This window comes from Chitinophaga sp. SYP-B3965 (assembly GCF_009647655.1).
Lineage (GTDB): Bacteria > Bacteroidota > Bacteroidia > Chitinophagales > Chitinophagaceae > Chitinophaga.
Genome location: NZ_WJFD01000001.1, coordinates 1,824,808 through 1,850,354, shown reverse-complemented (window position 1 = coordinate 1,850,354; position 25,547 = coordinate 1,824,808). Strand labels below are relative to the sequence as shown.

Annotated in this window: 22 protein-coding genes and 1 tRNA gene; 13 read left to right on the top strand and 10 right to left on the bottom strand. The window is 47.1% G+C overall.

Annotated elements, in window-relative coordinates; all coding sequences use genetic code 11:
- Positions 1–36: 36 nt before the first annotated feature.
- On the bottom strand, positions 37–3,675 hold the full coding sequence (gene dnaE / locus GFS24_RS07180) for a DNA polymerase III subunit alpha (RefSeq protein WP_153658893.1): 3,639 nt from the start codon (positions 3,673–3,675) through the stop codon (positions 37–39).
- Between the two features lie 77 nt (positions 3,676–3,752).
- On the opposite strand from dnaE, the gene GFS24_RS07175 reads away from it, so the two are divergent.
- The 4 genes from GFS24_RS07175 to GFS24_RS07160 all read left to right on the top strand — a co-directional run bounded on the left by GFS24_RS07175 (position 3,753) and on the right by GFS24_RS07160 (position 6,914).
- Entirely contained in the window at positions 3,753–4,427 is a 675-nt protein-coding gene (locus GFS24_RS07175) for a C40 family peptidase (protein WP_153658892.1), read from the top strand.
- A gap of 76 nt (positions 4,428–4,503) precedes the next feature.
- Positions 4,504–5,394 carry a class I SAM-dependent methyltransferase gene (locus tag GFS24_RS07170; RefSeq protein WP_153658891.1) on the top strand — a complete coding sequence of 297 codons (891 nt, stop codon included), beginning with the start codon at positions 4,504–4,506 and terminating at the stop codon, positions 5,392–5,394.
- 3 nt (positions 5,395–5,397) lie between these two features.
- Positions 5,398–6,132 (top strand): bifunctional 2-polyprenyl-6-hydroxyphenol methylase/3-demethylubiquinol 3-O-methyltransferase UbiG, encoded by a 735-nt coding sequence (locus tag GFS24_RS07165; protein WP_153658890.1) that lies wholly within the window; start codon positions 5,398–5,400, stop codon positions 6,130–6,132.
- Positions 6,129–6,914, top strand: a complete 786-nt coding sequence (locus GFS24_RS07160) for a family 6 glucosyltransferase (protein WP_153658889.1) — start codon at positions 6,129–6,131, stop codon at positions 6,912–6,914. Before GFS24_RS07165 ends, GFS24_RS07160 begins: the two co-directional genes overlap by 4 nt.
- On the opposite strand, the gene GFS24_RS07155 is transcribed toward GFS24_RS07160, so the two are convergent.
- On the bottom strand, positions 6,903–8,399 hold the full coding sequence (locus GFS24_RS07155) for a polysaccharide biosynthesis C-terminal domain-containing protein (protein ID WP_173003002.1): 1,497 nt from the start codon (positions 8,397–8,399) through the stop codon (positions 6,903–6,905). The genes GFS24_RS07160 and GFS24_RS07155 overlap by 12 nt on opposite strands.
- A 109-nt stretch (positions 8,400–8,508) precedes the next feature.
- On the opposite strand from GFS24_RS07155, the gene GFS24_RS07150 reads away from it, so the two are divergent.
- From GFS24_RS07150 to GFS24_RS07135, 4 genes are read left to right on the top strand one after another with little or no spacing between them, the layout of a single operon-like run.
- Positions 8,509–9,363 carry an alpha-1,2-fucosyltransferase gene (locus GFS24_RS07150; protein WP_153658887.1) on the top strand — a complete coding sequence of 285 codons (855 nt, stop codon included), beginning with the start codon at positions 8,509–8,511 and terminating at the stop codon, positions 9,361–9,363.
- A gap of 4 nt (positions 9,364–9,367) precedes the next feature.
- Entirely contained in the window at positions 9,368–10,168 is an 801-nt protein-coding gene (locus tag GFS24_RS07145; RefSeq protein ID WP_173003001.1) for a glycosyltransferase, read from the top strand.
- Complete coding sequence (locus GFS24_RS07140) at positions 10,147–11,454, top strand: glycosyltransferase family 4 protein (RefSeq protein ID WP_153658885.1); 1,308 nt, start codon at positions 10,147–10,149, stop codon at positions 11,452–11,454. The genes GFS24_RS07145 and GFS24_RS07140 overlap by 22 nt, the downstream gene beginning before the upstream one ends.
- A complete protein-coding gene (locus GFS24_RS07135) occupies positions 11,451–12,368 on the top strand; it encodes a glycosyltransferase family 2 protein (protein WP_153658884.1) in 918 nt (305 codons plus the stop codon). The genes GFS24_RS07140 and GFS24_RS07135 overlap by 4 nt, the downstream gene beginning before the upstream one ends.
- Here the strand turns inward: GFS24_RS07135 and GFS24_RS07130 are convergent.
- Positions 12,365–14,863: a YfhO family protein gene (locus GFS24_RS07130; protein WP_153658883.1), complete on the bottom strand. Its 2,499-nt coding sequence runs from the start codon at positions 14,861–14,863 to the stop codon at positions 12,365–12,367. The genes GFS24_RS07135 and GFS24_RS07130 overlap by 4 nt on opposite strands.
- A 62-nt stretch (positions 14,864–14,925) precedes the next feature.
- Here GFS24_RS07130 and GFS24_RS07125 point away from each other — a divergent pair, with 62 nt between their 5' ends.
- The 3 genes from GFS24_RS07125 to GFS24_RS07115 are packed head-to-tail and all read left to right on the top strand — an operon-like array spanning position 14,926 to position 16,472.
- Positions 14,926–15,207 (top strand): hypothetical protein, encoded by a 282-nt coding sequence (locus tag GFS24_RS07125; RefSeq protein ID WP_153658882.1) that lies wholly within the window; start codon positions 14,926–14,928, stop codon positions 15,205–15,207.
- A complete protein-coding gene (locus tag GFS24_RS07120; RefSeq protein WP_153658881.1) occupies positions 15,204–16,001 on the top strand; it encodes a queuosine precursor transporter in 798 nt (265 codons plus the stop codon). The genes GFS24_RS07125 and GFS24_RS07120 overlap by 4 nt, the downstream gene beginning before the upstream one ends.
- A 15-nt stretch (positions 16,002–16,016) precedes the next feature.
- Positions 16,017–16,472, top strand: coding sequence for an NUDIX hydrolase (locus tag GFS24_RS07115; RefSeq protein ID WP_153658880.1), 456 nt, complete (start codon positions 16,017–16,019; stop codon positions 16,470–16,472).
- Between the two features lie 42 nt (positions 16,473–16,514).
- On the opposite strand, the gene GFS24_RS07110 is transcribed toward GFS24_RS07115, so the two are convergent.
- From GFS24_RS07110 to GFS24_RS07100, 3 genes are all read right to left on the bottom strand, one after another.
- The gene (locus tag GFS24_RS07110) at positions 16,515–17,453 is read right to left on the bottom strand and encodes a magnesium transporter CorA family protein (protein ID WP_153658879.1); all 939 of its coding nucleotides are present in this window, start codon (positions 17,451–17,453) and stop codon (positions 16,515–16,517) included.
- A 44-nt stretch (positions 17,454–17,497) separates the two neighbouring features.
- The gene (gene dapF, locus GFS24_RS07105; protein WP_153658878.1) at positions 17,498–18,277 is read right to left on the bottom strand and encodes a diaminopimelate epimerase; all 780 of its coding nucleotides are present in this window, start codon (positions 18,275–18,277) and stop codon (positions 17,498–17,500) included.
- A 281-nt stretch (positions 18,278–18,558) separates the two neighbouring features.
- Positions 18,559–19,431, bottom strand: a complete 873-nt coding sequence (locus tag GFS24_RS07100) for a nucleoside phosphorylase (protein ID WP_153658877.1) — start codon at positions 19,429–19,431, stop codon at positions 18,559–18,561.
- A 98-nt stretch (positions 19,432–19,529) separates the two neighbouring features.
- Between GFS24_RS07100 and GFS24_RS07095 the strand changes: the two genes are divergently transcribed.
- Positions 19,530–19,600, top strand: a tRNA-Cys gene (locus tag GFS24_RS07095).
- Positions 19,601–19,840: 240 nt separating this feature from the next.
- Here the strand turns inward: GFS24_RS07095 and GFS24_RS07090 are convergent.
- The 4 genes from GFS24_RS07090 to GFS24_RS07075 all read right to left on the bottom strand — a co-directional run bounded on the left by GFS24_RS07090 (position 19,841) and on the right by GFS24_RS07075 (position 24,550).
- Positions 19,841–20,581, bottom strand: coding sequence for a DUF1080 domain-containing protein (locus tag GFS24_RS07090; RefSeq protein WP_153658876.1), 741 nt, complete (start codon positions 20,579–20,581; stop codon positions 19,841–19,843).
- Between the two features lie 4 nt (positions 20,582–20,585).
- Positions 20,586–21,872 (bottom strand): Gfo/Idh/MocA family protein, encoded by a 1,287-nt coding sequence (locus GFS24_RS07085; protein WP_153658875.1) that lies wholly within the window; start codon positions 21,870–21,872, stop codon positions 20,586–20,588.
- A 66-nt stretch (positions 21,873–21,938) separates the two neighbouring features.
- The gene (locus tag GFS24_RS07080) at positions 21,939–23,435 is read right to left on the bottom strand and encodes a sigma 54-interacting transcriptional regulator (RefSeq protein WP_153658874.1); all 1,497 of its coding nucleotides are present in this window, start codon (positions 23,433–23,435) and stop codon (positions 21,939–21,941) included.
- Positions 23,436–23,455: 20 nt separating this feature from the next.
- Positions 23,456–24,550 carry a VWA domain-containing protein gene (locus GFS24_RS07075; protein WP_153658873.1) on the bottom strand — a complete coding sequence of 365 codons (1,095 nt, stop codon included), beginning with the start codon at positions 24,548–24,550 and terminating at the stop codon, positions 23,456–23,458.
- Between the two features lie 120 nt (positions 24,551–24,670).
- Between GFS24_RS07075 and GFS24_RS07070 the strand changes: the two genes are divergently transcribed.
- On the top strand, positions 24,671–25,513 hold the full coding sequence (locus GFS24_RS07070; RefSeq protein WP_153658872.1) for a sugar phosphate isomerase/epimerase: 843 nt from the start codon (positions 24,671–24,673) through the stop codon (positions 25,511–25,513).
- Positions 25,514–25,547: the final 34 nt, after the last annotated feature.

Below are 25,547 nucleotides of genomic sequence, written 5' to 3'. Positions count from 1 at the left end.
ACTAAACCGATGTAAAAGTACTGCTTTTTTGACAGCCTACTTATTAGTAATATCGATATAGATATCAATATCCGGCTGTTTGAGTAAGAACTGCGCCAGTTCGTCATTCATCTCAATATGGCGGTTAAAAGTGTGTAGTTTTACCGTCAGATCCTCCTGCCTGTCTATCAACTGCATGTATATTTCCGTTTTACCCGGGTTTTTAGCCGCATTATCCACCAGGAAGTCGATTATTTCCGGTGTAATGTGCTGCGGCATGGTCACGAGCCCTAATTTCCTCGTATGGGCCCTTTTTACCTCCTGTAGGAGGTGCATGCCCTGGATCTTGAACTCGTACTCATTTTCGTTAAAACGCTTGGATTTGAAGGCCCCATTCACGTATAAGCAGAGCCCTGCCTTGAAATGGGTGGTGAATTTCAGGAAATCCTCACTCCAGAGGGCAAATTCAAATTTCCCGGTCATATCCTCCAACGTCATGATCCCGAACTGTTTATTGTTCCGGGAGATCCTTTCCACCGCGCTGGTCACAAAAACAGCCATGCGGAAAGAGCGTTCCCGGCCTTTATTGTTATCAGAAGCCACAGAGATCAGGTTCTGGTAGTCCAGGATCTCCTGGATGGTGTTCATGTTGTAATACTTCATTTCAAACTTATAATCGTCCAGCGGATGCCCGGAGATATAGATCCCCGTCACATCCCGTTCGTTATTGAGTTTGATGGTCAGCGGCCAGTGGTCGCAACCGGGTATTTTGGGTGGCTGGATGTCCAGCATCATATCGTCTCCAAAAAGGCCGCCGGAAGATGAGCTGCCAGCCTGTACCTGCTGCCCGAACTTCACGATCTTATCCAGTCCGGTGCTATTATCGCCATCTCCTTTGTGGAAATACTGTGCCCGGTGCAGTTCCGGGAAGCAATCGAAGGCGCCGGACATGGCCAGGGCTTCCATAGACTTCTTGTTCACTGCACGTTGGTTCACCCGTTTCACCATGTCAAAAATGGTGGCGTAAGGGCCCTCTTTTTCCCGTTCCTCAATAATGCTTTCAATCGCTGCTTCACCCACACCTTTCAGGCCGGCCAGTCCAAAACGTACTTGGCCTCTTTTATTTACCGCAAAACCTTTGTAAGATTCATTCACATCCGGTGGTAATACATCCAGGCCCATCCGTTTACACTCTTCCATAAAGAAGGTGATCTTTTCCAGGTTACTGGCGTTATTCAGTACCGCTGCCATGTATTCGGCAGGGTAGTGGGCTTTCAGGTAAGCCGTCTGATACGCCACGAAAGCGTAACAGGTAGAGTGGGATTTGTTGAACGCGTAGGACGCGAATGCTTCCCAGTCCGTCCATACCTTATCACACATTTTCAGATCATGGCCGTTCTCTTTACATCCCGCCATGAACTGCGCTTTCATTTTATCCAGTACAGCCTTCTGTTTCTTACCCATGGCCTTCCGCAGTACGTCCGCATCTCCTTTGGAGAAGTTGGCCATCTTCTGGCTGAGCAACATCACCTGTTCCTGGTATACGTTGATCCCGTAGGTTTCTGCAAGATATTCTTCCATGATGGGCACGTCGTATATCACCGGCTCCAATCCGTGCTTACGGCGGATAAAAGTAGGGATGTACTCCAGCGGGCCCGGGCGGTACAAGGCGTTCATGGCAATAAGGTCAGCAAATTTATCCGGCTTCAGCTCCCGGAGGTACTTCTGCATCCCCGGACTTTCAAACTGGAACGTACCGTTGGTTTCTGCTTTCTGGTATAACTCATAAGTGAGTACATCATCCAGCGGAATATCATCTATCACAATGTCTATACCATGGTTCTTTTTAATAAGCTGCAGGGCATTCTTAATAATGGTGAGGGTCTTCAGACCCAAAAAGTCCATCTTGATTACACCGGCGCTCTCAATGATATTTCCTTCAAACTGCGTGACCAGCAGATCAGAATCTTTTGCTACCGCCACGGGGATCAGTTCAGAAAGATCCTGCGGTGCAATGATGATACCTGCTGCGTGGATACCCGTGTTCCGTACGGAACCTTCCAGTACGCAGGCTTCCCGCAGTACTTCCGCCTGCAGGTCATTGCCTTTGATGAGCTCACGCAATTTCTTTACGTTCTCAATATCTTCACCGGCAAGGCCTTCTTTTTCCTGCAAACTTTTATCTCCTTCCAGTGGCGCATTGAAAATGCGGGAGAGCTGAATACCGGGTTTATCCGGCACCATTTTGGCGAGGATGTTGGATTCCATGAGCGGCAGGTCCATTACACGCGCCACATCCTTGATACTCATTTTGGCAGCCATCGTACCATAGGTGATGATCTGCGCTACCTGGTTCTTGCCATATTTCTGAACAACGTAATCAATTACTTTCTGACGGCCTTCATCATCGAAGTCCGTATCAATATCCGGCATGCTCTTACGTTCCGGGTTAAGGAAACGCTCAAACAGCAGGTCGTATTTAATAGGGTCAATATTCGTGATGCCAATGCAATAAGCTACAGCAGATCCTGCCGCAGAACCACGGCCCGGGCCGATGAACACACCCAGATCACGTCCCGCTTTAATAAAGTCAGATACAATGAGGAAGTATCCCGCAAATCCCATCTTTTCAATTACATCCAGCTCAAAGTTGATGCGTTCTTCAATGTCCGCCGTCATCTCTGCATAACGCTGGTGTGCGCCTTCCATGGTGATGTGGCGGAGGTATTGGTCCTGTGTGAAAAAGTTGGCAGGAATAGGGAAGTTGGGCAGGAGGATGTCCCGCTTCAGGTCCAGCAGTTCTATCTTATCAACGATCTCATTCGTATTGTCAATGGCCTGCGGAAGGTCCCCGAATAATTTCGTCATTTCATCCGTGGTCTTGAAAAAGAACTCATCGTTATAAAATGCGAAACGTTTATTCTTGCTCATTACATCATCATCAGAAAAGTCCTTCATCGTAGGTGTACTTTTCTTTTCTCCGGTGTTGATGCAAAGCAGGATGTCGTGCGCGTTGGCGTCTTTTTTATCTACGTAGTGGGAATCGTTGGAGGCAATGATCTTCACATTGTATTTATGTGCAAATCTCACCAGCACTTCATTCACCGTGATCTGTTCAGGAATACCGTGGCGTTGTAATTCCACATAGAAGTCTTCTCCAAAAAGGTCCAGCCACCATTTAAATTCTTTTTCTCCTGCTTCTTCTCCTTTTTTCAGGATCGTTCTGGGTACAGAAGCACCAAGGCAGCAGGTGGTAGCGATCAGTCCTTTGTGATATTGGAGGATCAGTTCTTTATCAATACGCGGATATTTACCATAGAGGCCTTCTGTAAATCCAAGTGAACAAAGTTTAATGAGGTTGCGGTAACCTTCATCATTTTTCGCAAGCATCACCTGGTGATAACGCGCATCTTTTTCCTCCCTTGTAAACTGGCGCTTGTGGCGGTTCTCCACCACATAAAATTCGCAGCCCACAATAGGCTTCACTTTCAGACGTTTATCTTTTGGGTCCTCCGGATTTAATTTGTTATTATACGCTTCTGCAACAAATTGAAATGCACCGAACATGTTGCCATGATCAGTGATAGCAAGGGCGGGCATGTTATCCGCCATTGATTTCTTGTAAAGCGACTTAATATCGGCCGCTCCGTCCAGCAGTGAGAACTGCGTATGCACGTGCAGGTGAGAAAATTTCATATATCAGATTGTAAGGAGCAGAGTAAACGACAAAAATCGACATTTTTTTTATATTGCAGACTTTTAAACTGGTGTTCATGATGAGAAGAACGGGGAAAATGTATCTGATATTGCCACTGTGCGCATTTCTATTGGGAAGTTGCGCTTTGCTGAAACCTCAGCAGCAAACGGCAAAAGAGAAAACGGAAAAGCCTGCAAATGAAAATTTAGTATTTATTGACGGCATTGCCACTCCCCGGACAGGAAAAACTTCTGAACACCGCAGCAAAACACGGAATACTTCCATTTCTGCCGTACCTACCGGTGTGAACAGCATTGAAGAAGCCCGGTCATGGCAGTTTAAGTATGCCCAGCTGCTGGACCTGCCCGTAGAAAATGTAGTAAATGAAAAACTCTTCAACTTTATAGAAGACTGGTGGGGAACACCTTACCAGATGGGCGGAAGTTCCAAAAACGGGATAGACTGCTCCAATTTTGTGCATACTTTAATGGCTTCCGTTTTCCAGATCTCCCTGATAGGCAATTCCATCCAGCTCTATAGCCAGGTAAAAAAGATTAAGAAACACAGTGATCTGCAGTTAGGCGACCTGGTGTTCTTTGCCATCAACCGGAAAAAGCGCATATCTCATGTGGGCATCTACCTGGAGAATGACCGTTTTGTACATGCCTCATCCAGTGCAGGAGTGATGATCAGCGACCTGAGAGAAACTTATTGGGTAAGGTATTACGCCGGTGCCGGGAGGATCAATTAACGGTTGTTTTTCATATTATCATTAAATGCAGGTTGACTTTTGTATTTTTGACCCGTTTTAAAGCAATCTGATCTTTATGGGTTTTGATATTTCTGCGGTTAATTTCCTGTTCTTTGCCAAAAAGAAGAACGTCAACTTTACAAAAACACTCATGCTGGGGCGCCATAGCTACCAGTTGAATGCCGCCGATCTGCAGAAATGCCTGGAAAAGAATGGCCGGCCAGCCGGCGAAGCTGCCGCCTTGCTCAAAGAAGATCCGGAGTATGTGGAACCGTTCCTCCGGTCCCTTGGTGCGCAAACCGTACACAGCATGGATGCCTCCACATACGAAAATGCCACCCTCGTACATGACCTGAACAAGCCCATCCCGGACGAATGGCAGCAGCAATATGACCTGGTGGTAGATGCCGGTACGCTGGAACATGTGTTTAATTTCCCACAAGCCATTAGTAACGCCATGCAAATGGTAAAACCGGGAGGTCACTTCCTCAGTATACAAATTGCCAATAACTTTTTCGGACATGGCTTTTACCAGTTCAGCCCGGAATTATTTTACCGGGTACTGTCACCCGAGAACGGATATGTGATGGAACAAATGTATTTCACCACTACACGCCCCTTTGCACCCTGGTACGAAGTGCCTGATCCCAAGGTCGTGAAGAGCAGGGTGTTGCTGGAAAACTCCCGGCAATCCTACCTGCTGGTGCTGGCAAAGAAAACGGCCCATTTACCTTTATTCTCCACCACGCCGCAGCAGAGTGATTATGAATTCATTGCCTGGCAGCAGGAGGGAACGCAGGTAGAGAAAAGCAAAGGTGCTGTACAATCCCTCGCGGCCATGTTACCCGAATCACTAAAGAACAAGATCCGGGAATGGCGCAAGGCTATCCGGAATAAAAGATGGCAGGTGATCACTAAAGATTCCGGCAACGGGCTAAAAGATTTTTTCAGGAAAGTAAATAACTAAGCTATGGATCTGGTGGAGCAACAATACTGGGATGATGCCTACAACAACTTTCAATATTTTGTAGCGGACGATATCGTTACCCAATGGATGGATAAGCAGGCTGCTTTCCTGAAAAAGGGCGAACAGTTATTTGAACTGGGATGTTTTCCCGGAAGATACATGGCGCACCTCGGTAAGATGGGCCTCGTGGTGAATGGAATGGACCTGGCGCCTAATATGAATGAAGGTTTTACAGCATGGCTGCAAAAACAGGGCGTAAGCACCGGCTTGCTGGAAAGAGGGGATGTGCTGGCGTATGCTGCCAATTCAAAAGACCGGTATGATGTGGTATGCTCTTTTGGATTTATTGAACACTTTCAGAATTTCCCGGAGATCATTGCCCTACATAGCAACCTGGTAAAACCCGGTGGCACACTCATGATCACTACACCTAATTTCCGCGGAGGACTGCAACAGTTCCTGCACAGGAACCTGGATAAAGAAAACCTGGATCGCCACTACCTGCCTTCCATGAAACCACATCTCTGGAAAGCACAGCTGGAACAATTGGGATATGATGTAAAGTTTGCCGGATACTTTGGCCGTTTTGATTACTGGTATGATGCGCAGGAACGCAGTTCACTGCAAAAACTGGGTAATAAGGTGATCGGTAAGCTCACGCCGTTGTTAAGGCAGTTACCGGATGCTGCATTTCAATCTCCCTACTGTGGTATCCTGGCCCAAAAGCGTCATGCATGAAAATAGCGTTACTATTTATTTGTACGGGCAAATACAGTATTTTCTGGAAGGATTTTTATACCAGTGCCGAACAATATTTTGTACCGGGCGCAGAGAAAGAATATTTTGTATTCACAGATGATGCGGACCTGCCATTTAAAGATGCGCCGGGTGTACATGTACATCACCAGGAAAAGCTGGGCTGGCCCTATGATACACTGATGCGCTTTTCTATCTTTTCCCGTGTGGAAAAAGAACTGTCAGCTTTTGATTACATCTTTTTCTTTAACGCGAATACAGAATTCATACGGCCCATTGAAGCGGCAGAAATATTACCGGGTGATGCAGAAGATGGTTTAACGGTAGTATTACATCCGGGTTATTATAACAAACCGCTGAAGGCAGCCCCTTTTGAAAAAACACAGAAAGAATCCACTGCATACATGCCCCGCGAGGAACGTAAACAGTATTTCCAGGGCTGCCTGAATGGTGGAACCGGCAAAGCTTATGGCCAACTCATCAAACAACTAACTGCTAATACGCAGAAAGACCTCGATAACGGCATCATCGCCATCTGGCATGATGAATCACAGCTTAATAAATACGTAGCCAATAAACACCCCAAAGTACTCACGCCTGCTTACGCTTACCCGGAAGGTTGGGAAATGCCTTATGAACCCGCTATCCTGATGCGGGATAAAGGCCGTTTTGGCGGCAGTGCCTTCATGCGCCAAACCGCACCGGAACCACCGCTGAATATCCTTCAACTTATTATCCGCAAGATCAAACGGTTATTTTCTTAAGTACTTCCGCACCAGCGCCAACCCTTTGTTAAAGGTTTCCGTAACATCCTGCGACCATTCAAAGTAGATGATAGGTCCGAGGAATACGGCCATGAACCATCCTGTACGCAGGATCACCCGGAGGTAATGATTTTCCGGAACGATCAGGTAATAACCTACCACCCAGCCCAGTAAGGCCAGTAACACCACATACAGGGTTTTCATGGTGAAGGGCTGCAGTTGATACATGCGCGCCAGGAAACTATATCGTATGAGGGTGAAAAGGAAGATAGTGATCAGTTGAGAAATACCCGGGCCTGTGATACCCAGTTGTTTGATGAACAGATACGTAAGCGGAACGCTTAAGGCGATCAGGATCAGGTTGGAAACAAAATCAAAGCGCCACATATTGGAAGTACCAATGATCTGCCCGTTCACACCGGCGCCTAATTCTATGATCCTGCTCACGCCATAAAACAGAATGATATAGCGGCCTTCCCAGTAAAGCGGATTCAGGTGTAAGATATTATAGGCAGATTCAAGGTTCAGCCAGATCATCATGAATATGAGCAGGGAGAAGATCAGCATGGTCATGGAAGACCGTTTATAAATGCGCTGAATGGCATGCATATCCCGGTCTTTCCAGGCTTTAGCCAGTACCGGTACGGCAATGGCCACTACGCTCCGTTGCGGTACCTGGATCACATTACTCACATAAGTATTGAATTCCAGTACCGCCGTGTAAGAAAGCCCCTTGGTGCTGGTGATCATTAAGGCATCTATATTTTGCTGTACCGCATTAAATACGCTGCCACCAAAGATCCACAAATTGAACGTCATCATTTTACCTGCCAGCCGCCTGGTAATACTGCTGGTCTGAAAAGTAAAGTGCAGGGTCTTTTGCGTTTTAAGGTATAACAGTAAAGCAAAAAAGAGTAAAGCATATAAAAAGGCAAATGCCCAGATGAAATCTACCGTAGTAAATAAATTAAAGATCAGCAGAACGATCAGGATGGAGGTTAATGCACGCAGCAATACTTCCTTCAAAAATATCGGGAATACAGATTTATAGTGGTTGTAACTGAAGTTTTCAAAGAGGGTGAAGAGTAACAGGAAAAAGGCAAAAGGATATAAGAGGTAAAAATATTGCAGGAACAAGGGCGCCATGAGCTGATACTTGCGGTCTATCACATCATGGAACACAATCGTGCCTGCCGTCACCAGCAGGAATCCCGTCATACTAACGATCAATACGATCCCGAAAAGGTCCCTGCTTTTAATAGGCAGGTAATCACGGTAGTAAGGATAGAATTTATTGAGCAGGGTAGCCGTACCGAAAGAGGCAAAGGCATAAAAGAGCATAGAGGTGCTGAAGAAGATCCTCGTAAGGCCGTATATCTCAGGGGGTACGTATTTACTAAAAAGGTAGGCATTCAAAGCACCGATGGCAAAACCTATATAGGTAATGAAGGAGGATCTGATACTTTGATTTCTGATAATTCCCATAATATTTGGCTCCGGCTGGTGCAACATTCGTTTATTTGCACCATATATAAACGTAATCAATAATAATGAACGCGAAAATAAATATTTTTACGGCCAAAATGAGAAAGCTTTGATCCTTGTTCAACTGAAAGGCGGCCTGGGTAACCAGATGTTTCAATATGCTGCAGGCCGTTCCCTGGCTGCAAAATACCAGGTGCCCCTGCTGCTGGATCCGGAGAGTTACGAGTCCCGGCAGAAAGGGATGTACGGGTTGAACGGGTTGAACATACAGGCAGGCATTGCTACCCCGGCAGACCTGGCTGCATTTAAACAGGGCACGGTGGGTAAGGTATTGAACCGGGTATTGCCCACGCCGTATCGCCGGGTTTATAAAGAACGGCATTACGAATTTGATGCGTTATTGTTTCAGGCGCAGCCACCTGTTTACCTGAAAGGATACTGGCAAAGCTGGCGGTATTTTGAACCGGTACAGGAAACTATTTTAAGCGATTTTACTTTTTCGATCCCCTTTTCTCCCAACATATTGAACAAAGCAGCAGAACTACAGGCTACAGAAAGTATTGCCATGCATTTCCGCCGTGGTGATTATACAGATGCTGCCACCGCTGCTTATCACGGGATCTGTGAACCAGCGTATTATGACGCAGCTGCCAGGTATATGCTCACGCGTCATCCGCATGCAAAATTCTATATTTTTACGAACGACCCGGCCTGGGTGAAAGATAATCTCCCATCGGGCATCACTTACGAGATCGTGAGCGGGGACCTCAGCCATACGCAGTATGAGGACCTGTTCCTGATGAGCCATTGCAGGCACCAGATCATTGCCAACAGTAGTTTTAGCTGGTGGGCGGCCTGGTTGAACACCTATAAAGAAAAACGGGTGGTAGCACCCGCAAAATGGTTTGCTGTTGCAGACGTGGATGCAAAAGACCTTGTTCCTGCCAGTTGGCACAGAATATAAACATATGCGTTTAACAGTTTTATTGCCGGTTTACAATAGTGCCGCGTTCATTGCAGCTACCATGCAAAGCATCCTTTCGCAAACGGAAGGAGACTTTGAATTGCTGGTGCTTAATGATGGCTCTACGGATGAAAGTGAACAGGTGATCAGATCTTTTTCAGATAGCCGGATCCGTTATTTCCATCATCCCAATATGGGATTGGTGGGTACGCTGAACCGCGGCATCGCAGAAGCGAAGGGCACTTATATTGCCAGGATAGATGCAGATGATCTCTGTTTGCCGGAACGCTTTGCCAAACAGGCTGCCTGGCTGGAAGCCTATCCGCAAACGGCGTTAGTGGGTTGCTTCATCACATTCATCAATGAGCAGGGGGTGGAAACCGGTACCTGGCCGGCAGACCGGCAGAATTACACAGCTGCACAGATCAGGCAAACGCTGCCTTATGCCAACTGCATCGCACACCCTGGTATTATGGTGCGAACGGCTGTATTAAAGCAATACCTTTACAATCCTGCACAACAGCATATAGAAGATTATGATCTCTGGCTGCGCATGCAGGCCGGGGGAGAAGTGATGGAGAAAGTACCGGAAACATTATTATTGTACCGCGTGCACAGTGCTTCCATCACAGCGGTGAATCTGAAACGGCAGAACCTTTTCTTTAAACAGTTCCGCTGCAAAAGACGTTTCCTGGCAGCCAGGCTGGCCAAAGGGGCGTTTAATGGTTTTGATGCAAGGGTAGTGGCAGGCATGTGTAAAGATGGGGTAACAGGCATCGCTAAATGGATCAAACAAAGGATGTAATGTATCAGTGGCTCATTTTAAAAAGACGGATAGAAGGGATCTTTATTTTCCCGTTTGCTTTGCTGGGCAGGCTGATAGCCCGTTTTAAACCATTACCGGAAGAATACGATCTCTTTTTGTTCTTTCCCTTTTACCATGTTGGTGGTGCTGAAAAAGTACACAGTGAAATAGCGCAGTTGTTCCCGGAAAAGAAAGTGATCATCTTCTTTACAAAGAAATCCATGAATGATGCGATGCTGCCGAAGTTTACAGGCAGCAATATCACCATCCGGAATATTTCTACTTATACGGATAACAAATACCTGTATTTCAATAACCTCATCTGGCGTGGTATCACCGCTGCTTATATCAGCAGGCAGCGCAACGCGCCGGTAGTGTTTAACGGCCAATGCAACTTCGCCTATAAACTCAGCCCGCATTTGCCGGAGGGTATCCGGCAGGTGGAACTGATCCATTCCTTTTGCAGTTTTTCTTATATACGCATACCTTTCATTCCTTTTTATACAACTACGGTGATGATCAGCCGGGATAGTATTGCTGAACACATCAAATTATATAAAGCATATAAGATCCCTAAAAGCTACGCGGAGAAAATTCAACTGGTGATGAACGGAATTCCATTACCACCAATGGAAACAACATTGTTGCAATCAGCATCGCTGCAGCCAGGTGAAACATCCTTGCAATCAGCATCGATGCAACCAGGTGAAACACCCTTGCAATCAGCGCCAGCAGCATCGCTGCAGCCAACGCAAGCCGCGCATGGCGAAGCCATGCCGCGCATGCTCTACGTAGGCCGCGGCACAGCAGAAAAACGCCCGCACCTCGTAGCCCGCATTGCACAACAAGCCAACACCATCGCCGGTTTTATGGGTGCCGTAGAAGATGCCATCCCAACAGAACTTCGCCCATACTGCCATTTTTACGGCGAACAAACAGATGCCGCCACCATAGACGCCATCTACCGGGAACACCAGGTGATCGTGATCACTTCTTCCCGCGAAGGTTTCCCCATGGTGATCATGGAAGCCATGGCCCGCGGACTGGCCGTACTGGCAACAGATGTGGGAGATATTCCGTATCATGTGAAGAACGGAGAGAACGGTTTCCTGCTGGACCATACCAAAAAAGAAAAAGACCTGGTATCACTGGCCGCAGACCTGCTGGAGATCTGGCAATCAGATCCCTCACTGCTGCAAACCATCGCCCGTAATAACATCGCCTATGCGCAGGAACATTTTGGCATGCGCGCCTTTGCAGAGGCCTACCGTAAGTTATTATTATGAAGCAATTATCCATCATCATCATCACATATAACCGCCCGGACGACCTGGGAATTTTGTTGCGCAACATTACAGAGCAGCAACAGGCCTCGGAGTTACTGGAAGAAGTGATCATCATCAATAACGCCTCCACAGCAGATTACAGCCCTATAGAACAATTTATAGAAACACACCCGGAGATCCCTTTCCGCTACCAGTATTCACAGGAGAACCTGGGTGTGGCAAGAGGCCGTAACCTGGGCATCGTGCAGGCTAAAGCTGCTTTGCTGGTAACGATAGACGATGATGCCTGGTTCCGGGATAAAGATGCGCTGGTGCAGATCGTGGATGCATTCCATTCTACTTACCTTACTTCCCATCATACCGGCATCCTCTGTTTTAAAGTATTATATGCCAGTACAGGGCAAATGCAGGTGAATGCTTTTCCGCACAAACAATTTGAAGCCTACAAAGATAAAGCACAGTTCCTGGCGCCTTATTACATTGGCTGCGGGCATGCTATAAGAAAAGAAGTGTATGATAACGCCGGTGTATATCCGGAAGATTTCTTTTATGGCATGGAAGAATATGATCTTACCTACCGGGCGCTGGACAAGGGATACACTATTGCCTATACCGCAGATATTGTAGTGCTGCACAATGAATCTCCGTTAGGGCGCACGCCGCTGATGATGAAGATGAAAATGTTGTGGATCAACAAAAGTAAAGTGGCTTACCGTTATCTGCCCTTGCGGTATTTCATCAGCACAGCCGCCATGTGGTCTTTTGAATTCCTGCAAAAGAGCGGCTGGAACTGGGGGGAATGGTGGAAAGGCTGGATAGCCATCCTGCAGATACCGGGCAAAGAAAAGCGGCAGCCATTACATGCTGCCGCCCGGAAATATCTGAAGGCCGTGAAGGCCCGTTTATGGTATTAAACTTTTGGTGCTGCTTTCGCACTCTTCCTCACCTCAATGGCGATGGCGCCAGCCAGCAAGATCAGCATCAGCACAGAAGACCAGCGCGTGATGGCATTACCCAGGTAATAAGAGCGTGGCTCGAATTTCATTTCAATCTTATGGTCACCAGCTGGTATTTTCACACCACGTAACAGGTAGTTCACCCGAACGATCTCATCTTTCTTACCATCAATATACACGTTCCATCCTGCAGGATAATAGATGTCAGAGAACACGGCAAAACCGGGTTTGCTGTTGGCACTTATGTAATCCAGTTGGTTCAGTCCGTATTTCGTGAGTTTGATATGGCTGGCGGAATCTTTCGCTGGTGCATATCCATTCAGTACAGGTTTAAAGCGTTGATCTATCACGGCAGCATGATCGGTAGGCAGGCTATCCAGTGTTTTCATTTCTTCATCTGCATTTTTTGCCCATACCAGGCTGTCTACAAACCAGGCATTACCCAATGCGCCGGGGTTCTGCTGATAAGCCAGCTGCTGGCTTGGCTGACCTTGTGGTCCCGGTTGATTATTGGCAAAGATCACATACTTGGCATTCAGCATATTGAGCACATGAGGATTGCCTTTGCTCAGCTGATGTTCTATAAGGTCCTGGTAAAGCGCCAGTTTCACCGGGCTGTAACCACCCACTGCCCTGTGATGATAAGAGCTCATGGCATCCATGAAATTAACGGTATTGAATACACGGTAATAAGGATCGGGATCTTGTTTGATGGCCTGATCTACCGGGCTGGGTGCAAATGCACTCTTATAATCTGTAGGTGTTACATAGTATTTTTTACCAAGGTAGCGGCTGTCTATCAGCATCTCGTCCAGCGCTACAATAATGGTGAGCGCAACGAGGAACTGAGCGCCCTGGATCTTCTGTTTAATGAAGGCCCAGATCAAACCTGCTGCCAGCAATACGATCACGAGGGTGCGGAAAGTATCTATCCGCATTAAAGAAGCGCGGTCTTCTATCAATGCATTCAATAAAGTATCAAAAGCCTGTTGATTTCCGCCGGTGAACTGCTGGTAGAAATTCTTCGCAGGGTCCGTAGCAGAACTGAAATTCATCATGCCAAAGGAAGCCACCAGCAACAGGAGGCAAAGGCCGCCTACGATATAAACTGTTTTCTTCAGTTGCTTCAGGAGCAGGTCTTTATTAATAGCGCCGGTCACCACATCATTCAATGCCCAGCAGGCGAGGAAAGGTACCAGCAATTGCGGTAACACCAAAGCCTGGGAAGGTGCGCGGAACTTATTATATAAAGGAAGATGATCAAAAATGAAATAGTTGAAGATGGCAAAATGATCGCCCCATGCCAGGAACACACCCAGGATGCAGCCTGCCAGGATCCACCATTTATGAAAACTCTTCACGGTGAACAATGCCAGCACAAACAGGAAAATGATCACAGCACCCCAGTAGATACCGCCATCCGTCATGGGTTGCGGCCCCCAGTAGCGGGGCATGCCCTCTATTATCTGCTCTGCCTGTACAGGCGGTACGCCCAGTTCAGTAATAGCTTTATAGGTTTTGCTGGAAGTACTCAGCGGTCCCTGTGTAGGGCCGCCATATAAGTTAGGTGATAAGATGGTCAATGTTTCAAAAGGCCCCTGGCTCCATTGGAAAGCATATCCTTTATCCAGGCCACCAGCAGATTTGTCTGACTCCTGGCCCGGAGGTGGTGTTAATTCAGAATGCCCGCCACGCATGGTGTACTTACTGAATTCAGTAGTGGTCCATAAACTTACCGTAGAAGGCAGTACAGACAGAATGCCAAAGAATAGCAGCACACCCGTAGCTTTTACATATTGCGGCACCTGTTTTTGCCGGATAGCATTTACCAAATGTGCAATGCCGATGAAAAGGCAAAGGAGCAGCATATAATATACCATCTGGTAGTGCCCTGAAGTGATCATCAGGCAGAGGGTGATACAGGTAATAATGCCTCCTATCAGGTATCTTCCCCGGTAAGTAAGCAGTATCCCCGCCAGCAACGGCGCCATATAGGCGATCGTAAACATCTTGGTATCATGCCCTGCGGAAATGATGATAGGTGTATAAGAAGCAAAAGCAAAGGCGATGGCGCCGAGAATGGTCACCCATTGCCGGAAACGCATTACCTGCAATAAAATATAAAAACCTACCATGGCCAGGAAAAAGAAATTCACCGGCTTAGGTAAACCCAGGGTAAGCAGGGTATGAAGGTGGTAAGTATAATTATCCTGTGCCATGAAGATCTGGTAGGTAGGCATACCACCGAACATGGCATTGGTCCAGATAGGATTGATGCCCGTGCTGTCTTTATAAGCACGCGCCTCCTGGCTCATGGCCTGCCATGATACCGTATCAGATTGCTTGATCTCCAGCCCGTTCAATACCGGAAAGCAAAATACGAAACTCAATGCCAGGAAAATAAGAATGGCATACACATGCGGAAGAACAGCTTTTTGCCAGTTTTGCTTCATCGGGTATTTCAGGTTTAATTTTAAAGAATCCAAAATAACTGTATTTTATCGGAAATTTCAATATGAGTTGGTTACGTTTCCTGTTAAAGTTCAGCTTTATCTGTAATTGCTGTTATTTAATAGGTTTTATTATCAGGATGGTGGAGTACACGGATTCTTATCAGCATGTGGTGAAACATATCATGGTATTGGGCGGACTGGTAGCCGCACCCCTCAATATCATCGTTTGCCTCTTAACAACCATACTATTATTGGTCAGGAAAGTGCAGTGGACCAACATCCATCCCTATATTTTTGTTTTGAATGTAATTATATTGCTGATCCAATTGGAACTCTTCATATGATAATCAATATTTTAAAGGATAAACCGACAAAACTCTTCGTTATACTGAGTGGGATTTTTGTAGCCAATGCACTCATTGCAGAGATCATCGGGGTAAAGATCTTTTCACTGGAAGCCACACTGGGCTTAGCACCCGCTAACCTGCACATCTTAGGGGATGTATACACCTTCAGCATGACTGCCGGCGTATTGCTCTGGCCGGTAGTGTTCATTATGACGGACATCATCAATGAATATTATGGCGTAAAAGGCGTGCGCTTCCTGTCCGTGATGGCCGCCTGCCTGATCGTATTTGCTTTCTTTATTTTCTTCTGGGCCATCCGTTTAACACCGGCGGATTTCTTTGTAACCAGTAAAGTGAATTCCGGCGTACCCAATATGGATAAAGCCTATCAGCAGATCCTGGGGCAAAGTTCCCTGATCATCATCGGCTCACTCACCGCCTTCCTGGTGGGGCAGCTGGTAGACGTATTTGCCTTTCACAAGATCAAAAAAGTAACAGGGGAGAAGAAGATCTGGCTGCGTGCCACCGGGTCTACGCTCATTTCCCAGCTCATAGACAGTTTTGTGGTGTTGTTCATTGCCTTTTATATTGGCCCCAAGATCTATAACCCTAACGGGGATTTTGTTTGGCCATTAAGCCTGATCATCAGTGTTTGTATTATCAATTACATGTATAAATTTGCAGTAGCTATCCTGTTAACGCCGGTCATTTATTGGGTGCATGGTATCATAGAACGTTACCTGGGCCATGAGAAAGCCGCAGAAATGAAACAGATGGCAATGAACAATTAATAATCAAAGTTTACCATGTCCGATCTATTTACAGTCCGTGTATACGGGATCATGATCAACGAAAAAAAGCAGGTGCTGGTGAGCGACGAACATATTCGTGGCGGATTATACACCAAGTTCCCAGGCGGTGGCCTCGAGTTTGGAGAAGGCACGCTGGAATGTATGGTGCGGGAATGGAAAGAAGAGATCAACCAGGATATTGAAGTAGTGGAACATCTTTACACCACGGACTTCTTCCAGATGAATGCATTTAATAACAAACAGCAGATCATTGCTATTTATTATCTCGTAAAAGGCATTTCCCCGTTTAATGTAAAAACAGGCAGCAAACCCTTCGATTTTGAATTACCGGATGATCCGATGGTGCAGATAGAAGGTGTGCGCTGGGTAGATTGGGAAGATTTTACAGAAGACGCCATTACGCTCCCTACAGATAAAAGAATAACGAAGATCGTAAAGGAAAGGTTTTAGAACCATTTCTTCTTCAGAAAAAATAGCTCATGATCACGGCCGTTAGAACCATTTCTTCTTCATAAAATACCAGCTCATGATCACCGCAGTTACAATGGCAATGGTGATAGGTATATAGAACGCATACGTAGAATGCGCATAAGGAATTTCCACGTTCATACCATAGATGCTGGCTACCAATACAGGCAGGGTAAGCACGATGGTGATGGACGTGAGCCGTTTCATCACAAAGTTGAGGTTATTGGAAATGATGCTGGCAAAGGCATCCATGGTGCTGCTGAGGATGTTGGTGTAGATATTCGCCATTTCAAGCGCCTGGGAAGTATCTACGATCAGGTCATGCAGGAATTCCTTTTCATCTTCATTCAAACCAAGGAAGTTGGTACGTTCCAGCTTCATCAGTAACAGTTCATTACTGCGCAGGGCCGTTACAAAATACACCAGGCTTTTCTGGATCCGCATCAGGTAGAGCAGTTCCTCGTTCTTATTGGAATCGTACAGTCTTTGTTCAGAAAGGTTACGGCGGTGGTTGATCTCCTTCAGGTAATCCAGGAAGTTCATAACCACTTTTTCAAACACTTTCAGCACCATCATGTTCCGTTTTTCCGGATGGCGGTTATGGAAGGTGTTCAGGAATTTTTTAATAGCCGCATTATCGAAAGAATTCACCGTTACGATCTGGTTGTGGGTAAGGATGATCACAATGGGGATCGTAATGTAAAAGGCGTCACTTTCGTTGATGGAGTTGTTTTCTGTGGGGGTTTTTAATACAATAAGCTTCACATTGTCTTCCAGTTCAAAACGGCTCTTTTCGTCAATGTCCAGGGAGTCCGTGAGGAAGTCCAAAGGAATGTCCAGTTCTTCAGACAACTGTTCAAATTCTGACTGCTTCAAAGGGGGCGTAATATTCACCCAGGCGCCGTTTTCGGCCTCCTCAATTGCAACAGTGCGCGCATCTATATTTTTAAAGTACTGGATCATCCGGGCGCAAAGGTAGGGGAATTAATTTACCTGTAGCCTGCGGGCTAAATTTTAATATTTCCTTCAAATACGAGCGTAGCGGGGCCACAGAGCCAGATGTTGGAGAAGCTGCGTTCCCCGTTCCTGGCAAACTGGATCTCCAGGTGCCCGCCGATGGTTTCTACGGGAATGGTGTATTCCCCGGCTTCTGCGGGTGCAGCTGTTAATGCTGCGGCGGTTACGCCCGTACCGCAGGAATAGGTTTCGTCTTCCACGCCCCGTTCGTAAGTACGTACAAAGATGCCTTTGTCCATTTCCTGTACAAAGTTCACATTGGTACCTTCTGCAGCGAAGCGTTCATTATAACGTATGGCGCGCCCTTCTTCGTATACATCCACTTCCTGTACATCCGTCACAAATTTCACGAAATGGGGAGAGCCCGTGTTGAGATAAAAATACGTATTGCCATTTTCCACCCAGTCCACATCCTGCATTTTGAGGTTCACCCAGCCGTTTTCCCGGAAGCTCGCTTCGTGGGGGCCATCAACTGCAATGAACTTTACTGCGGGTTTGTCAATGCCCATGTATTTGGCAAAAGCACTCAGGCAGCGGCCGCCATTGCCGCACATGCTGCCTTCCCGGCCATCGGAATTATAGTACTTCATCTGGAAGTCGTAATCCGCATGGTTTTCCAGCATCATCAATCCATCCGCGCCAATGCCAAAGCGGCGATCGCACAGATGTGCTATCTGCTGGGTGGTGAGGGAGCTGTATTCGCCGTTCCTGTTGTCTACGATCACAAAATCGTTGCCGGTACCCTGGTATTTATAGAAGTGCATGTTCATGACGATGCAAAGGTAAAACAGTTTTTTGAGGAATTATGGAACGGGCATTTGATGCGCAAAGAAACCAACATCCCCCAAAAAAGCTTCTGATGCGCAAAGAAACCAACATCCCCCAAAAAAGCTTCTGATGCGCAAGAAACCAACATCCCCCAAAAAAGCTTCTGATGCGCAAAGAAACCAACATCCCCCAAAAAAGCTTCTGATGCGCAAGAAACCAACATCCCCCAAAAAAGCTTCCCTCCAAAAGAAAAAAACTCCGCCCTTTCTTGCGCGGCAAAAGCTTATTCCGCGATCTTCTCCAGCGCCTGTACGATCAGTCTTTCCACCGCAGCCCCGCCATCCGCACTAAATTCCTTTTTGATCCTGTTAGCCACAATCGCGCTGATAGAAAGGCATTCATGCCCTAAAACGCGCCCTAAGCCATAGATCCCCGCTGTTTCCATTTCAAAGTTGGTAATGTGCTTATTTTCATAGCTGAAACCCGTGAGCTGATCAATCAGTTCAGGATGGGAGAGCGCACCGCGTAACACACGCCCCTGCGGTGCATAAAAGCCCGGGCAGGTAACGGTGATGCCTGTGTGAAAACCTTCCCTGAACTTTTCTTTCAGTTCTTTGGAAGCTTCTATGAGGTAAGGTCTTGCAGCGCTGGGCTGCATTCTGATCTGTCCGCGGAAAGCTTCCAGCAGTGCCAGTTCTTCCGGCGTGTTCTGGTAAGTATAGAAGGGCAGGAGGTTATCAAGGCCAAGGCCATGGGAAGAAACCACAAAGCTGTCCACCGGGATGGATTCCTGCAAAGAACCCGAAGTGCCCAGGCGGATGATGCGGAGCTTTACCAGTTCTTCCTTCACTGTTCTGGTAGCAAAATCAATATTCACCAACGCATCCAGTTCATTCAGCACAATATCAATGTTATCTGTACCAATACCGGTAGAAACAACAGAGATCCTTTTCTGTCCGATAAACCCGGTATGTGTCACAAATTCGCGGTGCTGGTATGTACCTTCGATCTTGTCAAAATGTTTGCTGACAGCTTTAACACGTTCCGGATCACCCACGGTGATGATGGTATGTGCTAATTCTTCCGGGCGTACATCTAAGTGGTAAACAGCTCCGCGAGCGTTGAGTATCAGTTCAGATTCTGCTATTCTGGTCATATTATCTTTCATTTTTTATAATCCGTAAATGAATATCTTTGAATCAGATTTGGCAAATATCGAAAATTTACTACTTTTGCAGTCCACAAAATATTGATGGTTTCGTGGCCGAGTGGCTAGGCAGAGGTCTGCAAAACCTCCTACAGCGGTTCGAATCCGCTCGAAACCTCCCAAAAAGGGCCTTCTCAGCTGAGAAGGCTTTTTTTATTTTATGCCTGGAAACAGTTGTTTCACAAAAAAGTCCTCTCTGCCGAGAAGGCTTTTTTATTTTATGCTTATAAACACAGCTATTTCGAAAAAAAACATCTTCCCCCAAAATAAAAAAAACCGCCCTTTGCTGCGCGGCAAACTCCCTACAAGCAAAAAAAGCCCCCCGCATAACACGAAGGGCTTTAAAAATATAAAGGAATCATAACTTCCTGATCCAGATATTCCGGTAACTCACCAGATCTCCATGATCCTGCAAAGCCAGCGGCATAGCCCCATGCTTCACATACTTCGGCTGACCAATGTATTCCGTTTTCCCTTTCAGTTCAGTATTATTCTGTACCAGAATATTGTTATGCAGTACCGTAATACGCGCAGGAGATTTCACGGAACCATCTTCATTAAAACGCGGTGCCGTCCAGATCACATCATACGTTTGCCATTCTCCGGGTTTCTTACAGGCATTCACCAGTGGAAGGGCTTGTTTATAGATACTTCCGGCCTGGCCATTGGAATAAGTCCTGTTATTGAAATTATCCAGCACCTGCAACTCGTAATAAGACTGCAGGAAGATACCGCTGTTGCCGCGTCCCTGGCTTTCGCCTTTTACAACTGAGGGAGAGCGCCATTCTATGTGCAATTGGAAATCTTCGAAAGATTCTTTGGTTTTGATGCCACCTTTCTTAGGAGTAACGGTCATAGCGCCATCTTCTATTACAAAAGTAGCGGCGCCGCCTTTTTCACTTACCCAATTATTCAGGTTCTTGCCATCGAATAGTACAATGGCGTCAGAAGGGGCAGCAGTACCAGCGCCGGGTGTTACAACAACGGGTACTGGTTCCCAGAACTCAGTGTCTTCAGGTTTGGCTTTTTCCTGTGCGTTGGCATGTATGACAGGCAACAGGATAGCTGAGCATACAACGAGCGTTTTGATCAGATACATTTATTTATAATTTAGGAAGTTTGTAACCATTATGATACTCCGCGGCCATCAGTTTATTGGCGGCTGCAGTCGTGAATTCCTGCTTTGCTTTATCCCAGAACACTTTGTTCCCGGTTTTAAAGGCAATGTTCCCCATCTGCGCATTCACGGCCACATTAGCACCCGTTTGAATATCGCAACGCAGATCACTGAGTTTACGGGATTTGATCACTTCCAGGAAGTTCTTCGTGTGTTTGATCAAACCATTATCAGATGCTTTTGTATAAGCGATGGCTTCCATTTTACCTTTCTCCGGTATCACTTCCCATCCGCCACGGTCCAGCACCAGCGTACCATTGTTGCCAATGAAGGCAATCCCGTGTGTACGGCCGTAAGGACCACCATCAATGCCGGTAGCATGTTCCCACTGCATATTGAAACCTTCAAACTCATAGATGGCTGTGAGGGTATCCGGAGTTTCTGCCGCATCATCCGGGTAAGCAAATTTACCGCCGGCTGCCACTACAGATTTAGGGTTGGAAGCTTTCATGCCGTAGAGTGCATAGTCGATAAGATGCACACCCCAGTCCGTCATCAAGCCACCTGCATAATCCCAGTACCAGCGGAAGTTGAAGTGAAAGCGGTTAGGGTCAAAGGCGCGTTTCTGCGCAGGCCCCAGCCAGGTAGTGTAATCAACACCTGCGGGAACAGGGGTAGCCGGTTGTTTGGGAACCGGTTTCATCCAGCCCATATAAGCCCAGGCTTTTACCAGCCTCACATTGCCCAGTTTGCCGGAATGCACAAAGTCTATGGCATCCTGGAAGTGCTGCATGCTGCGTTGCCACTGGCCTACCTGTACAACGCGGTTATGGCGTTGCTGGGCACCCACCATGGCGCGGCATTCTAAGATGGAATTGCCGATGGGTTTTTCCACATACACATCCTTACCGGCGGAACAGGCATCCGTCATTTGCAGGCAATGCCAATGATCCGGTGTGCCTATGACTACGGCGTCTATGCTTTTATCTTCCAGCAGTTTCCGGTAATCGCTGTAGAGCTTCACCTTGATATTTTTGGCAGCCAGTTCAGCCGCGCGTTTGTCCAGGACGTTTTTGTCAACATCACAAAGCGCTACGCATTCCGCTTCCGGGTGATTGAGCAGGGCGCTGAGATCGCTCCATCCCATGCCGTTGATGCCAATGGCGGCAAAACGGACACGGTCACTGGGGGCTATTGCCCGCAGTGAAGAGGGCAGCAAGGCTGAACCCGCCAGGATAGCAGAGGTATTGAGCAGGAAGTTCCTTCTGTGCATAAGATTTTCATTTGGTTAAGACGTGGAAATAATCTTTCAACCAAGATATAAAATTCAATCAGACAATTATAATTCTTCCTCAGTATCTTCTTCCGTTGTGCTAAAGTTCATCATGGTACCCAGCAGATCGGAGAACCGGGTAGAGTTTTCCACCGTCTTTTTGCTCAGCAGGGAATAGGCAGAGAGGCCATGGAGCACCATTTCCATCATCAGCAGGGATTCCTGTTTATTGGCTTTCGGGAAAAGCTGTTTCACCAGTTCCGGCAGGCCGGTCACTTTCAGCAAAGCCGCTTCGTATTGCTTGTCCGTAGTGTCCTGCAGCAGTTGAAGGCTGTTTCCTTTATCAAACCATTGAATGATACCGCGGTAAGGGTTCACGTCCGCTGCGCCTGCTTTGCGTTTCTTGAAAGCATCCGGGTTAGGGAAGTATTGGGCAAAAAGGGTGCGGAGGCTCTTTTCCAGCAGGTTTAAAGCTACCTGGAGGGGGCCTTCCTGTTCTCCTTCATATACCAGTTCTATTTTACCCGTGATGGCAGGTATAATACCCTGCAGATCATTGATCCGTACAAAAGTAGTTTTCTCCTTATTAATGATGGCCCTGCGTTCTGCGGCGCTCACGGCATTCTCAAAGGCCGCGATGGTGAGCCTGGCGGAAACACCGCTCTTTTTGTCTACCCATTCACTCGTTCGGGCTTCAAAAGCAACTTGTTCTATCAGCCTTTTGATGATATCCGGCATTTGCACGATATCCTGTTCCTTATGGATATTGGCTTCCTGTTCTGTGATGAGCAGGGAGTTTTCCAGTGTTTTAGGATAGTGGGTGATGATCTGGCTTTCTATCCGGTCTTTCAGCGGCGTAACGATGGCGCCACGATTCGTGTAGTCCTCCGGGTTAGCGGTGAACACAAACAGGATATCCAGTGGCATCCGCACTTTGAACCCGCGGATCTGGATGTCTCCTTCCTGCAGGATATTGAAGAGGGCTACCTGTATGCGGGCTTGCAGATCGGGTAATTCATTGATCACAAAAATGCCGCGGTTGGAGCGGGGGATGATGCCGAAGTGGATCACCCTTTCATCCGCATAGGTCAGCTTCTCATTGGCAGCCTTGATAGGATCTACATCACCGATCAGATCTGCCACGGACACATCCGGCGTAGCCAGTTTCTCTCCGTATCGTGCTGCGCGGGGTAACCATTCTATGGGTGTTTTATCGCCCATATTGGCTACCATGTCCCGGCCGTAATGGGAGAGAGGCGCGAAGGGATTGTCGTTTATTTCAGAACCGGCAATGATGGGGATGAATTCATCCAGTAACTCCGTCATTTGCCGCGCCATGCGTGTTTTAGCCTGTCCCCGTAAACCAAGGAACAGGATATTATGCCGGCTGAGGATGGCTCTTTCCGTATCGGGGATCACCGTATCATCATACCCGATGATGCCGGGGAAGGTGCTTTCTTTTCTTTTTAACTTCTCTATCAGGTTCTGGCGGATCTCTTCCTTTACAGACCTGTATACGTAACCGCTCTTTTTGAGATCACCAAGTGTTTTGATCTTTTCCATGTCTCGTGTTTCTTGTTATTTTAAACTCTTTTTCTTTTACCGCTTTCAAAATCACGGAACAGGAACTGTCCCAGCTGGTCTGTGCCGGAAAAGAAAGCTTTACCATTATTGGTTTCGGTGAATTCATTCACAAATTGCTGCAACCAGGGGTCCGTAGCTACCATAAAGGTAGTGATAGGGATCTTCAGCTTTTTGCATTGTGCCGCCAGGTTGAGCGTACGGCTCAGGATCTTGCGGTCCAGCCCGAAGCTGTTCTTATAATACTCTTTACCCTGTTTGAGGCAGGTAGGCTTCCCGTCTGTGATCATAAAGATCTGTTTGTTAGGGTTGCGCCGCCTCCGCAGGATGTCCATCGCCAGTTCCAGACCGGCCACCGTATTGGTGTGATAAGGCCCTACCTGTAAATAAGGGAGGTCTTTGATCTCGATCTGCCAGGCGTCGTTGCCAAACACGATGATATCCAGGGTATCCTTGGGGTAGCGGGTGGTGATCAGCTCGCTGAGGGCCATGGCCACCTTTTTAGCTGGTGTGATCCGGTCTTCCCCGTAAAGGATCATGGAGTGGGAGATGTCTATCATCAGTACAGTGGAGGTCTGGGTCTTGAAGTCCGTTTCCCGGATCTCCAGATCGTCCTGCTGCATGGAGAAGGCGTCTATGCCATGATTGATCTGGGCATTCCGGATGGAAGCCGTCATATCTATCTGCTCCAGCGGGTCCCCGAACTCGTAAGGGCGGGTTTCCGCATTCATTTCGTCGCCCATGCCGGATTTACGGATGTTATGGTCGCCAATGGAAGATTTCTTTAGTTTCCCAAATATTTCGTCCAAAGCGCGCTTTCGGATGGTTTGTTCTGTTTTCGATGTTATTGCAAAATTGCCGTTCTCCTCGTTTTCACGAATAAAACCTTTGTCTTTCAGATCCTGTATAAAGTCCCCAATGCCATACTCGTTGTTGCTCAGCTGGTATTCTTTATCTAACTCAGTGAGCCACTGTAGTGCTTCTGCCACATCACCGCTGGTGTAGGTGAGTAGCTGGGTAAAAATGTCCAGCAGCTTCTCAAATGGGCTCTGGCTATTTTCGGACGGATCGTACCTGGAGAAAATAAAGCCTTTCATATCAAGACTAAAATTACGATAAAATGAGTTACCACACCTTTTCTGGTGTTATCCTTGCATTACTGAGAAAAGGCGCTTATTTTTCCATCATCTTTCATTACGGATAAATTGAACACGTCTATGATTTCATTGAGAAAAGGCTTGTTGGCACTGGGTATGATGGCCGTTATGTACGCCATGCCCGCGGCTGCCCAACAAAAGGAAGCAAAACTGGGTTGGAAATTTGGCGCCCAGGCCTATTCATTCAGACTTTTTACCCTGGCGGAAGCCCTGGATAAAATGGATTCCTGCGGATTGCAATATGTGGAATGTTACCCGGGCCAAAAGATCGGCGGTGGAATTGAGGGCAGTATGGATTACAAAATGGACGCTGCCAAAAGGGCCGAAGTACTGAACCTTCTGAAAAGCAAGAAGAAAACCCTGCTGGCGTTTGGCGTAGTAAACGGCAATAACCCGGAAGAATGGAAACAGATCTTCGAATTTGCCAAAGCAATGGGCATTAAAAGCATTACGTCAGAACCTGCCCGGAAAGACCTGGACATCGTATCCAACCTCTGCGACGAGTACAAGATCAAGCTGGCAATCCACGATCACCCGAAACCGAGCCATTACTGGCATCCGGACAGTGTGCTGGCAGCTATCAAAGGCCGCAGCAAATACATGGGCGCCTGCGCGGATATTGGTCACTGGGTACGCTCAGGCCTGGATCCGGTAGAATGCATCCAGAAACTGAACGGCCATGTGATCAGCCTGCACTTTAAAGACCTGAATGAGAAATCGCCTAAAGCCCATGATGTGATCTGGACTACCGGCGTTTCCAACATGGAAGGCGTGCTGAAAGAACTGAAAAAACAAAAGTTCCAGGGGCTTTTCTCTGCGGAGTATGAGTATAACTGGACGAACAGTGTGCCGGACCTTACAGAAAGTGCAAAGAACATCCGTGCGTTGATCGAGAAGTTATAAGTTTTACAATATTGAAGAAAAGCCACCTTGCGTT

Coding starts and splice junctions, on each gene's coding strand:
- GFS24_RS07115 (WP_153658880.1), top strand. CDS start 16,017: ATGTCCGATCTATTTACAGTCCGTGTATACGGGATCATGATCAACGAA.
- GFS24_RS07140 (WP_153658885.1), top strand. CDS start 10,147: ATGGATCAAACAAAGGATGTAATGTATCAGTGGCTCATTTTAAAAAGA.
- GFS24_RS07170 (WP_153658891.1), top strand. CDS start 4,504: ATGGGTTTTGATATTTCTGCGGTTAATTTCCTGTTCTTTGCCAAAAAG.
- GFS24_RS07130 (WP_153658883.1), bottom strand. CDS start 14,863: ATGAAGCAAAACTGGCAAAAAGCTGTTCTTCCGCATGTGTATGCCATT.
- GFS24_RS07100 (WP_153658877.1), bottom strand. CDS start 19,431: ATGACCAGAATAGCAGAATCTGAACTGATACTCAACGCTCGCGGAGCT.
- GFS24_RS07075 (WP_153658873.1), bottom strand. CDS start 24,550: ATGAAAGGCTTTATTTTCTCCAGGTACGATCCGTCCGAAAATAGCCAG.
- GFS24_RS07085 (WP_153658875.1), bottom strand. CDS start 21,872: ATGCACAGAAGGAACTTCCTGCTCAATACCTCTGCTATCCTGGCGGGT.
- GFS24_RS07135 (WP_153658884.1), top strand. CDS start 11,451: ATGAAGCAATTATCCATCATCATCATCACATATAACCGCCCGGACGAC.
- dapF (WP_153658878.1), bottom strand. CDS start 18,277: ATGAACATGCACTTCTATAAATACCAGGGTACCGGCAACGATTTTGTG.
- GFS24_RS07070 (WP_153658872.1), top strand. CDS start 24,671: ATGATTTCATTGAGAAAAGGCTTGTTGGCACTGGGTATGATGGCCGTT.
- GFS24_RS07110 (WP_153658879.1), bottom strand. CDS start 17,453: ATGATCCAGTACTTTAAAAATATAGATGCGCGCACTGTTGCAATTGAG.
- GFS24_RS07120 (WP_153658881.1), top strand. CDS start 15,204: ATGATAATCAATATTTTAAAGGATAAACCGACAAAACTCTTCGTTATA.
- GFS24_RS07080 (WP_153658874.1), bottom strand. CDS start 23,435: ATGGAAAAGATCAAAACACTTGGTGATCTCAAAAAGAGCGGTTACGTA.
- GFS24_RS07155 (WP_173003002.1), bottom strand. CDS start 8,399: ATGGGAATTATCAGAAATCAAAGTATCAGATCCTCCTTCATTACCTAT.
- GFS24_RS07090 (WP_153658876.1), bottom strand. CDS start 20,581: ATGTATCTGATCAAAACGCTCGTTGTATGCTCAGCTATCCTGTTGCCT.
- GFS24_RS07165 (WP_153658890.1), top strand. CDS start 5,398: ATGGATCTGGTGGAGCAACAATACTGGGATGATGCCTACAACAACTTT.
- GFS24_RS07145 (WP_173003001.1), top strand. CDS start 9,368: ATGCGTTTAACAGTTTTATTGCCGGTTTACAATAGTGCCGCGTTCATT.
- GFS24_RS07160 (WP_153658889.1), top strand. CDS start 6,129: ATGAAAATAGCGTTACTATTTATTTGTACGGGCAAATACAGTATTTTC.
- GFS24_RS07175 (WP_153658892.1), top strand. CDS start 3,753: ATGATGAGAAGAACGGGGAAAATGTATCTGATATTGCCACTGTGCGCA.
- dnaE (WP_153658893.1), bottom strand. CDS start 3,675: ATGAAATTTTCTCACCTGCACGTGCATACGCAGTTCTCACTGCTGGAC.
- GFS24_RS07125 (WP_153658882.1), top strand. CDS start 14,926: ATGAGTTGGTTACGTTTCCTGTTAAAGTTCAGCTTTATCTGTAATTGC.